We start from the raw sequence: 12,365 nt of genomic DNA on the forward strand, positions 1-12,365 counted from the left end.
CTGGGTAACGACGCCGCCGATCAGCCGCCGGCCTTTTTAATGGCGGCTTCGAGCGAGGCTTTATCCGCCAGCCCCGGGAAGACGGTGATGCTGGCTTCCGTGGCGCCAGTAGTCGGCATCACGATCACGCCCGGCGTGCCGCTGAGACCAATCTCCTGCGCCAGGTCGTTAATGCTCTGCAGCACCGGTTCGACGTCGGTGGCCTTCTTCGCATCAAAGCCGGCTTTCTTCGCCTGCTGCTGGATATCCGCCGTCGTCAGCTTGCCTTCGTTATGTCCGGTGGCGTAGATCCCGTTATGGTAGGTCAGATAGGCATCCGCCCCTTTCTGCTGATAGATCTGCAGGCCGGTTTTCGCTGCTTCCAGCGAGCTTTCCCAGCGGCCGCCGAAGATAGGCCACTCTTTAAAAGCGAAGCGGGTCTGCGGATGCGCTTTAATCACCTGCTCCATCACCGGCGCCAGCCGGCTGCAGTAGACGCACTGGTAGTCAAAGAACTCAATCACCGTGACTTTGCCGTTGGCCGGGCCGTAGGTCGGGGTATTTTTATCCTGAGTCAGCAAGGCGGCATTCTTCAGCACCGCCTGGGTGGCCGCGCTGGCCTGCTGCTCAGCCTGAATTTGCTGCAGTTTCTGGCTTGCCTGCAGGAGAACTTCCGGGTGGGCGACCAGGTAATCGGCGGCGATTTTGCCGATTTGCGCCTCCTGTTCCGCGGTGAAAGTCGCCGGCGCGTCAGCGGCAGAAGCCATCGCCGGCAGTAAGACAGCGCTCAGCAGGGCGACAGAGAGGTATTTCTTGTGGCCAGACATAGTGGGGATCCTTGCGATAAGTGAACAGCAGGTGAGTCTGTATGACAAAATATCACCCTTTTTCGCCGAAGCCTTGCCCTACGGCGCGTTGATTCGTAACTTTATTTTTCAGGCTCAGGTTTCCCGCGCGACGGCGCGGTCCGGCGCCAGTGGTCAACGCTCCCCGGGCGGAGTCGCCGGCGCAACGGCTTTTCGAGGTATTTATTTCAGGTGGTTTCTCTCGATATGTATGCGTTTCCTCAACAATGGGACATGGCGGTGATTATGCTGCAGATTGTCGCCATCGACTTACTGCTGGGCGGCGACAACGCCGTGGTGATCGCCATGGCCTGTCGCAAACTGCCGCCACAAAAACGCACCAAAGCGATCGTCATCGGCACCGTAGGCGCCATCCTGGCGCGCATCCTGCTGCTGGCGATCGCCCTGTATCTCCTGTCGCTGCCGTGGCTGAAGATAGTCGGCGCGCTGCTCCTGATGTGGATTGGCATCAGGCTGGTCAGTAATGAGGAGGACGAGAGCGAGGTTGCCAGCTCCGGCAGCCTGTGGCGCACCGCAGTCACCATCACCGTCGCCGATGTGATCATGTCGCTGGATAACGTGCTGGCGGTGGCCGCCGCAGGCAAAGGGCACATTGCGCTGGTCGCCCTCGGCGTGGCGATTAGCATTCCGGTTATCGTCGCCGGCAGCAAGCTGGTGCTGGCCCTGCTCACTCGCTTTCCCGCGGTGGTGCTGCTGGGCGGGATGCTCATCGGCTGGATTGCCGGGTCAATGCTGGTCAGCGACCCTACCCTTCGCCAGCTGTTTCCCACCGCCGGCGACGGCATTGCGCGCCTGGCCGGCGCCATCGGCGCGCTGCTGGTGCTGTTCGCAGGCTGGCGCCGTCGTCCGCGGCCGCAGGTGAAAGATTAGCCGCGCCCACGACGCCGTTGACCCCGACGACGTCAAGTTTCCGCCACTTTTCTTCCCCTTCAGGGCGCATTTGCCCTACGCTTTATACAGACGCCTGATCCAGGGAATATGTAACCACCGCACTGAGCATAGATGAGATAACAGCATGGAATTGAAGGATTATTATGCCATTCTCGGGGTGCAACCAACCGACGATCTGAAAACCATCAAGACCGCCTACCGCCGCCTGGCGCGCAAGTACCACCCCGACGTCAGTAAAGAAAACGATGCCGAAGCCAAATTTAAGGATCTCGCCGAAGCCTGGGAAGTCCTGAAAGATGAGCAACGGCGCGCGGAATACGATCAGCTCTGGCAGCATCGCAACGATCCCGGGTTCGGTCGCCAGCAGCAGACCCACGAGCAGAGCTACAGCCAGCAGGATTTCGACGACATCTTTTCCTCCATGTTTGGCCAGCAGGCGCATCAGCGTCGCCGTCAACACGCGTCGCGCGGCCACGACCTGGAGATCGAGGTCGCGGTGTTCCTTGAAGAGACGCTGGCTGAGCAGACCCGCACCATCAGCTATAACCTGCCGGTGTATAACGTGTTCGGCATGATCGAAAGCGAGACGCCGAAAACGCTGAATGTGAAGATCCCCGCCGGGGTGGCCGATGGTCAGCGAATCCGCCTGAAAGGCCAGGGGACGCCGGGCGAAAACGGCGGGCCGAACGGCGATCTGTGGCTGGTGATCCACATCGCCCCGCACCCGCTATTCGACATCGTGGGACATAACCTGGAGATCGTCCTGCCGCTGGCGCCGTGGGAGGCCGCGCTGGGCGCCAAAGTTACGGTGCCCACCCTGAAAGAGAGCATTCTGCTGACGGTGCCGCCGGGTAGTCAGGCAGGGCAGCGCCTGCGTATCAAGGGCAAAGGGCTGGTGAGCAAAACCCACACCGGCGATTTGTTCGCCGTTATTAAAATTGTGATGCCGCCAAAACCAGATGAAAAAGCGCGTGAGCTCTGGCAACAGCTGGCCACCGCCGAAGCCAGCTTCGATCCGCGTAAGACATGGGGGAAAGCCTGATGGCTACAGTAACAGTGACGTTTACCATTACCGAATTGTGCCTGCGTACCGGGGTGTCGGAAGAGGAGCTGACGGAGATTGTCGGCTTAGGCATGATTGAACCGCACCAGCCGCAGGCGGACACCTGGCTGTTCGACGACAGCGCGGTGACGATCGTCCATCGCGCGGTGCGCCTGCGTAACGAGCTGGAGCTGGACTGGCCGGGGATTGCGGTGGCGCTGACGCTGCTGGATGAGAACGCGCGGCTGACCCGCGAAAATCGCCTGCTGCAGCAGCGCCTGGCCCGCTTTCTCGCCCACGGATAGGGGCGACATCCCGGGTGGCGGCGTACCGTCTTACTGCCGGGTGGCGGCTACGCCTGACCCGGCCTACAAACGGCACCAGGCTCACTCATTGCATTGGTTCTGTAGGCCCGCGCAAGCGCAGCGCCACCGGGCATCGCCACCGATATGGCGACGTCTTCGCGCCGGGTGGCGGCTACGCCTGACCCGGCCTACAAACGGCACCAGGCTCACCCATTGCATTGGTTCTGTAGGCCCGCGCAAGCGCAGCGCCGCCGGGCAAGGCCACAGCCAGGGAGCCGCCTGTATGCCGGGTGGCGGCTACGCCTTATCCGGCCTACATACGGCACCAGGCTCACCCACTACATTGGGCCCGTAGGCCTGTGCAAGCGCCAGCCGGAGAAAGCGCTTAGTCCGGCAGCGAACCGGCGAGGTTGCGCGCCGAAACGCTCTCGCTGACCGGCGCGGGCGGCTCCGGCGCCTTAGCCGGGGCGGCCGCTGGTGCGGCTGTCGGGGCGGAAGAGGCCGGCTGGATCTCAAGGAACGAGGCCAGCATCTTGCGCAGCGTTTCCGGTTTCGTGTCTTCCGCCAGCAGCGCCGCCAGCATCGACGGCAAGCGGCTATCGACTTCCCCTAACGCCAGCCCCGCCAGCAGCGCCGTGCGCGACATATCGCCACGGTCGCCGCGATGGTGGGCCTCAATTTTTGCGTCCGCGAAGCGCTCGCTGGCGCTGATATCCGGGCGCAGGTAAATCAGCACTTTTCTGCGTTCCAGAGTCATAGACGCTCCTTAGCCAATAATTTTCAGACCACGCACCAGGGCGAACTGCGGCTCTTCAGCCACCACGAAACGGTCCTCACGCAGGCCCATACGTTCACGAATGGCATCGGCAACCAGCGGCGCGCCGCCGCCAATCACGATGGCATGCGAGTAGCCTTTAAAGCTATCGATAGCCGTCAGGACGCGGGTGGTCAGACGTTCGATGCTGTTAGTGATCACCTTTTTCACCTCAGAAACCGCATCCGGATCGTTGATGTTATCGGTCAGGTACGCTTCGTCATGGCGATTGATAATGATCTGGTCGACGTTATAGCTTGAGGTATCGGTATTCGCCCGCGCCAGCGCCAGCTTAACGGCGTCGGTCACCAGCGATACGCCCAGCTTCGGGTCGCCGTAAATGCGCGAAACCGAGGTCATCTGCCCGGCGACCATCGAGATATCGAGCGTGGTGCCGCCGAGGTCGACAATCAGCACCGAATGGGAGGGCTTGAGTTCATCGCACAGGCTAATGCCCGCCGGAATCGATTCCGGGCGCACGGTGACTTTGGTGATGTTGAACACCACGCCTTTATTCAGTTTAACTTCGCGCAGCAGGCTCTTTTTCTTACGCTCAATGTTGTCGAGGCGATATTGCGCATCCTCGTCATAAAATTCAGTCAGCGGCAGCGTCACGACTATTTCGACGTCCTGTGGCTCAAGACCGCTGGTCAGCAGCGCGTGATGGACAGCGATGGAGTTCAACGGGCTGTACTGCCAGTCAATATTATTGGTCGGGAGCGCATCGGGAGTGATCAGGTCGAATGAGTACTTTTCATCATCCACGGTGTAGTTAAAGGGCTTCCCGGAACCGAAGGTGGCAGACCAGCCGCGTTTAAAACTGTTGGGGCTGATATGGGTGAAAGTTTCGCCATCTTGCTCCCACAGCATTTTGATATTGGTTGAACCATCATCGATAAAAATGCGCATCGCATTGCTCCATCACTGAGACAAATAAGAGAAAAATGTAACACCCAAAAAGAGTAGCAAGAGTTAAAAAGCAGCGCAAGAGCACGAAAAAGAGACAATTCTGAGTTTTAATTGAGAATAATTGGAGCAAACAACAACTACATGAACCTAAAGAGAGAATATTTTGAGACAAATTAGAGAAATACGTTTTCTCTTTTCGTCCGCTTTCAACGCTCATTTTTGTCCAAAAAAGAGAGCATCCCTCCCCTCTTTCGTCAGCTGTTTTCGAACGCTTTTTACACCTGGTTGGGTACCACAATGGGCCGTTCCGGCTCAGCCACATTTTCCGGTACCCGGCGATATTTATCCAGCAGGTGAATCTGAATGCGACGCAGCATATCGCCGTTGAGCTTGTAATAGCGGAAATAGAGAAACAGCGTCAGGGCAAAAAAGAGCGTCGGCAGCGCTATCATAATCGCCTGCATCCCCAGCAGCGTCTGGGACGACTGGGCCACATTCGGCACATAACCGATGATACCGAGCACGATGGCGATAAACCAGGCCGCGAACGCCGAGCCCGCTTTCACCACCAGCGTCTGCACCGAATAGGCGATACTTTCGCAGCGGATGTTCATCGTATATTCGCCGTAGTCGACGGTATCGGCCACCATAATAACCTGCAGCACCCAGAACAGCGCGGTGCCGATATTCAACAGCACGCCGGCCAGCGAAATCAGCGCGACGTTGTAGATCCCGCTCAGCGCCATCAGCAACAGCACGCCGCAGCCCAGCACCGGCATGATCGAAGCGCCCGCCCACAGAATGCGCCGCGACAGCCCTTTCACCAGCCGCGGAAACAGCACTAACGTCAGCAGGTTCGCCGCGCCGGCGTAGGACATGTAATACGGGAACATCTCCGCGCTGCCAATCACGTAGGTAAAGTAGTAAATCGCAAAGCCAGCGATAATATTCGCCGCCGTGTTATAGGCCAGCGCCATGCCCAACAGGCAGGCCAGCTGATCGTTTTTATAGATCAGCGCCACCATCTGGCGCAGTGAGAGATGGCTGGCATCCTCGCTCACGCCGCTATCCGAGGAGTAAACCTCGTGGACGTTGCGCAGCGTGACGAGGGTGGAAACCACGAAGAAGGCGATCAACACCAGGGTGAACATCTGGAAACCGAAACCGCGGTCGGCGCCGCCCACGGCGCTGACAAACGGCAGCGTGACGCCGGCAGTGACGAATCCCGCCAGGCTGGCGAAAAAGCGTGGATACGGCACCAGCTGTTCACGTTCGCGTTTATCGAGGGTAATGGTCGGCACCAGCGACCAGAACGGCACATCCATGATGGTGTAGGTGAACCCCCACAGCAGGTAGGTCAGCCACACCCATGCCAGCAGCGCCCCGCCGGAGAAGTGATGGGCGCTGAACAGCATATACAGCACTACCGAGTTGGTTATCGTGCCAATCAGGATCCACGGTTTGAATTTCCCCCATCGCGATCGCGTACAGTTGACGATCCAACCCATGATCGGATCGGCTATCGCATCGAGGATCCGCGCCACCAGAAACAAGGTGCCGACCACCCCAACCGACAGTCCAACAATATCGGTGTAGTAATACATCAGGTACATGTAGACGATACCGATAGCGAAATCTTTACCAAAGGCACCAAATCCGTAGCTGAGCTTTGTTGTCATTGAAATACTCATAGGGTACAGGTCGCTGTCGCCAGCGCCTCCTTCAGTGTTTGATAGAGCATGCAGGACGCCGCCGGGTCGTTGCCCCCGGCGGCATGAGAAGATTAACGATGCAGCCAGGACGGCAGCCAGTCGCCGTGGCTGGCGATCAGATCGTCCACCAGCGCGTAGATCTCTTCGATCCCCAGCACCGCAGCGGTGTGCGGATCCATCATCGTGGCGTAATAGACGTAATCGCGATTTTCGGTGAGGATCGCCTCCGTGAGCAGCGTCTGCACGTTGATGTTGGTCTGCATCAGCGCCGCCAGATGCGCCGGCAGCGCACCCATTTTGGTCGGCTGAATGCCGTTGGCGTCCACCAGGCAAGCCACTTCCACGCAGCAGCCCTGCGGCAGGTTGTCGATAAGGCCGTCATTGCGCACGTTGCCATACACCACGCTTGGCTCGCCGGTCCAGATGGCGTTCATGATGGTGCTGGCATACTCCCGGGATGGCTTCACCTCGATGCGCTCGCCGCGCTGATAGCTCTCCAGCTCCTGATGCCAGTTGGCCAGTTGCTCGACGCAGCGTTTCGGGTATTCATCCAGCGGCACTTTATAGCGGGCGATAAGGTCCTCGCGGCCCGGCTTGATAAACCATGGCGTGTATTCGGCAAAATGCTCCGACGACTCGGTCACAAAGTAGCCGAGCTTTTTGAACATCTCATAGCGGACGATGTTTTCGCAGCGCGGGTTGCCGTGCAGGTTAGGCTTCGGCGCGCGCCCGTCAGCGTAGGCCTGCAGCAGGTCGGGATAAAGGCTGACATAGCTGCCGTCGGCGAGCTTTTTCTCCAGCGAGAGATAGAACGCCATATGGTTAATCCCGGCGCAGCGGTAGCGTAAATCCGCCGGGTTGAGGTCAAGATCGCGCGCCAGTTCTTCCGCCGTTCCCTGCACTGAGTGGCACAGGCCAACCTGTTTAATATGCGGGTAGCGGGCGTAGATGGCCCAGGTGTTCATCGCCATTGGGTTGACGTAGTTAAGCAGGGTGGCGTCCGGGCAGACCTCGGTCATGTCGTCGCAGATAGCCCACAGATGAGGTATGGTGCGCAGGGCGCGCATAATGCCCCCCGGACCCAGCGTATCGGCGATGGTCTGCTCCAGGCCATGGCGTTTACAGACCTCAAAATCAGTGACGGTACAGGGCTCATAGCCGCCAATCTGGAAGGCGACCACAACGAAATCAGCGCCCTGCAGGGCGGTTTTGCGATCGCGATGGCAGCTGATTTCGCCCTTCGCGCCGACGGAATCCATCAGCTTGCGCACCACGGTATGCGACTCTTCCAGCCGGGTGTCATCGATATCCATCAGCGCGACATGCGCCGATTTCAGCGCCGGGCGCTGGAAAACATCACCGAGAATATTTTTAACGAACACCGTCGAACCGGCGCCGATAAAGGTAATTTTTGGGGCGGTCATTACGCTCTCTCCATCAGGTCATTGAACCCTTGCAGAGTGGCACGCCGTTCAGCGTTGCGCTGCCCTGTTCCCACCGGAGCATTCCCGAAAGCTCTGATCGGCCATTAAGCGCCACAAAATCTGAGTTTTCGGGAACAGATTGCGCAAAAAGGAGAGAAAATGGGCCGATTCTTCCGCTAAGCTGTCGTCAGTTCTGGCGAAAAATGCAGCCACTCTGACAATTCAGGAATACGCTAACGATGGAATACCGCTTCACCTCCCTGCCCCCCGATCCCTTTATGTGCAGCAGCGATGAAAAGCAGAGCCGCAGCCCGCTGGCGCTCTACTCTGAGTATCAGCGTATGGATATCGAGCTGCGCCCGCCGCACGCCATGCCTACCAGCCACTGGCATGGCCAGGTGGAGGTCAACGTGCCGTTCGATGGCGACGTGGAATATTTGATTAATAACGAAGTGGTGCGCATAGAGAAAGGCTATATCACTCTGTTCTGGGCCTGTACGCCGCATCAGTTGACCCGCCCGGGGGATTGCCAACAGATGGCGATCTTTAACCTGCCGATGCATCTGTTTCTCTCATGGCCGCTGGACCGGGAGCTGATCAACCACGTCACTCACGGGATGGTGATTAAATCCCTCGCCGCCCAGCAGCTGAGCGCCTTCGAGGTGCGCCGCTGGCAGCAGGAGCTGAACCACGACAATGAACAGATTCGCCAGCTGGCGATCGATGAAATCGCCCTGATGCTGAAGCGGCTGAGCCTCGCCGGCTGGCAGCCGATTCTGGTCAACAAAACCTCGCGCACCCATAAGAACAGCGTCTCGCGCCATGCGCAGTTTTATGTCAGCCAGATGCTGGAATTTATCGCCGCCCACTACGACCAGGCGCTGACCGTCAATGCCGTCGCCGAGCACGTTAAGCTCAACCCGAACTATGCGATGGGGGTATTCCAGAGAGTGATGCAGCAAACCATGAAGCAGTACATTACCGCCATGCGTATCAATCACGTGCGGGCGCTGCTGAGCGATACCGACAAGACCATCCTGGATATCGCCCTCACCGCCGGTTTCCGCTCCAGCAGCCGTTTCTACAGCACCTTTACCCGCTACGTGGGGATGCCGCCGCAGCAGTACCGTAAACTTAGCCAACAGCGTCGTCACGGTCTGGCCTTGCCGGAGGCATAAAAAATGCCGCCGGGGTTTCCCCAGGCGGCATGATTAGCAGTGAAAACAGTTAGTCGTTGATACGCGGATGCTGCTGCACCAGACGCGACCGTTTTGCCTGCAGATCGGCGATCTCCTGATCGATATCTTCGATTTTTTGTTCGATGTTATCGTAGTGCTCGCCAAGGATTTCTTTCGCTTCCTGGATGTCCGACGCCGCCGGGGTCGCCCCTTTCAGCGGACGGTTAGCGGTCTCTTTCATCGACAGGCCCGTCGCCATACCCACCACCGCGATTACCATCAGGTAGTACGCCGGCATCATCAGGTTCTGAGTGGTTTCCACCAGCCACGCCGCCAGGGTTGGCGTCAGACCGGCAATCAGCACCGAGATGTTAAAGGCGCTGGCCAGAGCGCTGAAGCGGATGTGGGTCGGGAACATCGCCGGCAGCGATGAGGCCATCACGCCGATAAAGCAGTTCAGCACCACCGCCAGCAGCAGCAGACCGGCGAAGATCAGGCTCGTCACGTTGCTGTTGATCATAATGAAGGCCGGGATCGACAGGGCAAACAGCGCCACGCTACCAATCAGGATAAACGGGCGACGGCCGAAACGGTCGCTAAGCATACCGATAACCGGCTGCACAAACAGCATCCCGACCATGATGGCGATGATGATCAGCACCCCATGATCTTCCGAGTAGTGCAGGTTATGCGACAGGTAGCTCGGCATGTAGGTCAGCAGCATGTAGTAGGTCACGTTGGTGGAAATCACCAGACCGATACAGGTCAGCAGGCTGCGCCAGTGCTTAGTGGCAATCTCTTTAAAAGAGACCTTCGGCCCGTCCTGCAGACCTTCACGGTCGCCCTGCTCCATGGTGTCCACATGCTGCTGGAACGCCGGGGTCTCTTCCAGCGCATGGCGCAGATAGAGGCCGATGATGCCTAACGGCAGCGCCAGGAAGAACGGGATACGCCAACCCCACTCAAGGAAGTTCTGTTCACCCACCACGCTGGAGATCAGGACCACCACGCCGGCCCCCATCACAAACCCGGCGATGGAGCCAAAGTCCAGCCAGCTGCCCATAAACCCGCGTTTACGGTCAGGGGAGTATTCCGCGACGAAGATCGACGCCCCGGTATATTCACCACCGACCGAGAAGCCTTGCGCCATTTTACACAGCAGCAGCAGGATCGGCGCCCAGATACCTATCGTGGCATACGAAGGAATAAGGCCGATACAGAAAGTACTTATCGACATGATCACGATAGTTATCGCGAGAATTTTCTGCCGACCATATTTATCGCCCAGCATCCCGAAGAACAGGCCGCCCAGCGGACGAATTAAAAATGGAACGGAGAAGGTACCGAGTGCGGCAATCATCTGCACGCTTGGGTTGGCATCGGGGAAGAAGACTTTACCTAAGGCGTAGGCCACAAAGCCGTAGACGCCGAAATCGAACCACTCCATCGCGTTGCCCAGGGAGGCCGCGGTGATCGCCTTTTTCAGTTTACCATCGTCGATGATGGTCACATCCTTAAGGGTGATGGGCTTTATTTTTTTCCTTTTAAGCATATTTTTCCTCTGCTACTCCGCCTTGAATGCACGTCTCTTCGCCGAATGGCAAAGCCATTCGCAACGTGCGTCAGGAGCGGTGAATTGCTGTGCTCCTCATTTCAAGCGTAGCAGGTTTGCCTGCACTGTCTGCTGACAGAATGTACAACCGAACCTGTTGACGCCTGCTGTGGCTACTGGTGAATAAATGGAGCGGCTCATCGTCATCATTGATGAAATTGACCTGCTCCCCTTTTTTACCCTAACAGTGTTTATATCTGCGATCAACTTCACATAAATTTACCGCCTAATTACAGAGTCCCAGAAAATAAATAAGTTCATTTCCTGCCGATCGCCCGGAAATTATTTCGTCGATATTGTTCCATCGCCGGCGGTTAATTTCAGCAATTATTCGGTTCTTCCCGGAATAGCGCCCCGGCTATTTTTTAGCAAAAAAACACCCGACAAAAGTGGGTGATTGCGCTATAATCATAGCCACTTTCGGCTCTCAGCCGCTGTTTAAAGGACCAACGTCCTGTTTTTCGACGACATCACGAGGAACGTCATGCAACTGCCACACTGCCCAAAATGCGATTCGACTTACACTTATGAAGACAACGGCATGTACATCTGCCCGGAATGCGCCCATGAGTGGAACCCTGCCGAAGCCACGGAAGAAAACGACGTTCTGATCGTTAAAGATGCCAATGGCAATTTACTGGCCGATGGCGACAGCGTCACGGTAGTGAAAGATCTGAAGGTTAAAGGCAGCTCATCGATGCTGAAAATCGGCACCAAAGTGAAGAATATCCGCCTGGTCGAAGGCGATCACAATATTGACTGCAAAATTGACGGTTTTGGCCCGATGAAGCTGAAATCTGAATTCGTCAAAAAGAACTGATTTATTTCCGGGCAGGCGACGCGATTATTTTCCCCTATCGCCGTCGCCGCTCCCGATATCCTCACTGCCCTTCGCCTCCCTGCGCATCCAGTTATTTATCCCGCCAGCCGCCGCTATTTACGCTGCCGCCTGCAGCACTATTCCCGCCCCATTTTCGCGCTGCCGTCTGGCTCAATCCCGCTGTGGGCGACTACGCTTTACGGGTTACGGTCACTGAGGTATTCACCATGTCCTTAAGTCCCTACCTTGCCTTTGCGGGCAACTGCGCCGAGGCGATCGCCTTCTATCAGCAGACGCTGGGCGCCGAGCTGATGTTTAAAATGACCTTTGGCGAAATGCCGCCTTCGGCGCAGGAAGCCTCTGACGGCTGCCCGTCTGGCCAGAAGATGGCGGATGACGCCATCGCCCACGCCAGCCTGCGCATCGGCAACGGCGAGCTGATGCTAAGCGACAGCGCCTTCGGGCCCGATGTGCATTACGCCGGCTTCACCCTCGTCCTCGATCCCAACGATGTCGCTGAAGGCCAGCGCTGGTTCGACGCGCTGGCGGTCGGCGGGCGCATTGAGATGGCCTGGCAGGAAACCTTCTGGGCCCACGGCTTCGGCAAAGTCGTCGATCGCTTTGGCGTCCCATGGATGATCAACGTAGTCAAACAAGGCTGACCCCGCCAGGGCGGCCTGGCCGCCCTGTCATCCGTCTGGCATTAACTCTTCATCCTTTAGTCATCATCACTTAACAGAACTGCAACATAAACCGGTCAGGATCGGCTCACAACGCGAGGAGGCTCCTCGCCTATGCTGTGTGAGGCTTGAT

At 57.7% G+C, this 12,365-nt stretch carries 12 protein-coding genes; 6 read left to right on the top strand and 6 right to left on the bottom strand.

Translation table 11 applies throughout. The annotated features are described in order from the left end of the window. Positions 1–20: 20 nt before the first annotated feature. On the bottom strand, positions 21–806 hold the full coding sequence (locus ABLU95_RS07545) for a DsbA family protein (RefSeq protein WP_072421218.1): 786 nt from the start codon (positions 804–806) through the stop codon (positions 21–23). A gap of 225 nt (positions 807–1,031) precedes the next feature. On the opposite strand from ABLU95_RS07545, the gene ABLU95_RS07550 reads away from it, so the two are divergent. The 3 genes from ABLU95_RS07550 to cbpM all read left to right on the top strand — a co-directional run bounded on the left by ABLU95_RS07550 (position 1,032) and on the right by cbpM (position 3,083). Continuing rightward, a complete protein-coding gene (locus ABLU95_RS07550) occupies positions 1,032–1,715 on the top strand; it encodes a TerC family protein (RefSeq protein WP_348879170.1) in 684 nt (227 codons plus the stop codon). A gap of 145 nt (positions 1,716–1,860) precedes the next feature. Further along, entirely contained in the window at positions 1,861–2,778 is a 918-nt protein-coding gene (cbpA, locus tag ABLU95_RS07555) for a curved DNA-binding protein (protein ID WP_023291678.1), read from the top strand. Next, the gene (gene cbpM / locus ABLU95_RS07560) at positions 2,778–3,083 is read left to right on the top strand and encodes a chaperone modulator CbpM (RefSeq protein WP_002885324.1); all 306 of its coding nucleotides are present in this window, start codon (positions 2,778–2,780) and stop codon (positions 3,081–3,083) included. Before cbpA ends, cbpM begins: the two co-directional genes overlap by 1 nt. Positions 3,084–3,468: 385 nt before the next feature. On the opposite strand, the gene ABLU95_RS07565 is transcribed toward cbpM, so the two are convergent. From ABLU95_RS07565 to ABLU95_RS07580, 4 genes are all read right to left on the bottom strand, one after another. Continuing rightward, the gene (locus ABLU95_RS07565) at positions 3,469–3,840 is read right to left on the bottom strand and encodes a plasmid partitioning/stability family protein (RefSeq protein ID WP_017900087.1); all 372 of its coding nucleotides are present in this window, start codon (positions 3,838–3,840) and stop codon (positions 3,469–3,471) included. A 9-nt stretch (positions 3,841–3,849) separates the two neighbouring features. Then, positions 3,850–4,806, bottom strand: coding sequence for a plasmid segregation protein ParM domain-containing protein (gene parM / locus ABLU95_RS07570; protein WP_080901628.1), 957 nt, complete (start codon positions 4,804–4,806; stop codon positions 3,850–3,852). Between the two features lie 275 nt (positions 4,807–5,081). Beyond that, positions 5,082–6,497 carry a melibiose:sodium transporter MelB gene (gene melB, locus ABLU95_RS07575; RefSeq protein WP_101977439.1) on the bottom strand — a complete coding sequence of 472 codons (1,416 nt, stop codon included), beginning with the start codon at positions 6,495–6,497 and terminating at the stop codon, positions 5,082–5,084. 92 nt (positions 6,498–6,589) lie between these two features. Then, positions 6,590–7,942 (bottom strand): alpha-glucosidase/alpha-galactosidase, encoded by a 1,353-nt coding sequence (locus ABLU95_RS07580; RefSeq protein WP_086075961.1) that lies wholly within the window; start codon positions 7,940–7,942, stop codon positions 6,590–6,592. A 239-nt stretch (positions 7,943–8,181) separates the two neighbouring features. Here ABLU95_RS07580 and melR point away from each other — a divergent pair, with 239 nt between their 5' ends. Next, the gene (melR, locus tag ABLU95_RS07585) at positions 8,182–9,120 is read left to right on the top strand and encodes a transcriptional regulator MelR (RefSeq protein ID WP_004206385.1); all 939 of its coding nucleotides are present in this window, start codon (positions 8,182–8,184) and stop codon (positions 9,118–9,120) included. 49 nt (positions 9,121–9,169) lie between these two features. Here the strand turns inward: melR and proP are convergent, their stop codons facing one another. Further along, a complete protein-coding gene (proP, locus tag ABLU95_RS07590; RefSeq protein WP_023291673.1) occupies positions 9,170–10,672 on the bottom strand; it encodes a glycine betaine/L-proline transporter ProP in 1,503 nt (500 codons plus the stop codon). 544 nt (positions 10,673–11,216) lie between these two features. Here proP and ABLU95_RS07595 point away from each other — a divergent pair. Continuing rightward, positions 11,217–11,552, top strand: a complete 336-nt coding sequence (locus tag ABLU95_RS07595) for a zinc ribbon domain-containing protein YjdM (RefSeq protein ID WP_023291672.1) — start codon at positions 11,217–11,219, stop codon at positions 11,550–11,552. Between the two features lie 227 nt (positions 11,553–11,779). Next, positions 11,780–12,214, top strand: coding sequence for a VOC family metalloprotein YjdN (yjdN, locus tag ABLU95_RS07600; RefSeq protein ID WP_023291671.1), 435 nt, complete (start codon positions 11,780–11,782; stop codon positions 12,212–12,214). Positions 12,215–12,365 lie beyond the last annotated feature (151 nt).

The sequence above is a fragment of the Klebsiella sp. GG_Kp146 genome (genome assembly GCF_040061975.1).
GTDB lineage: Bacteria > Pseudomonadota > Gammaproteobacteria > Enterobacterales > Enterobacteriaceae > Klebsiella > Klebsiella quasipneumoniae.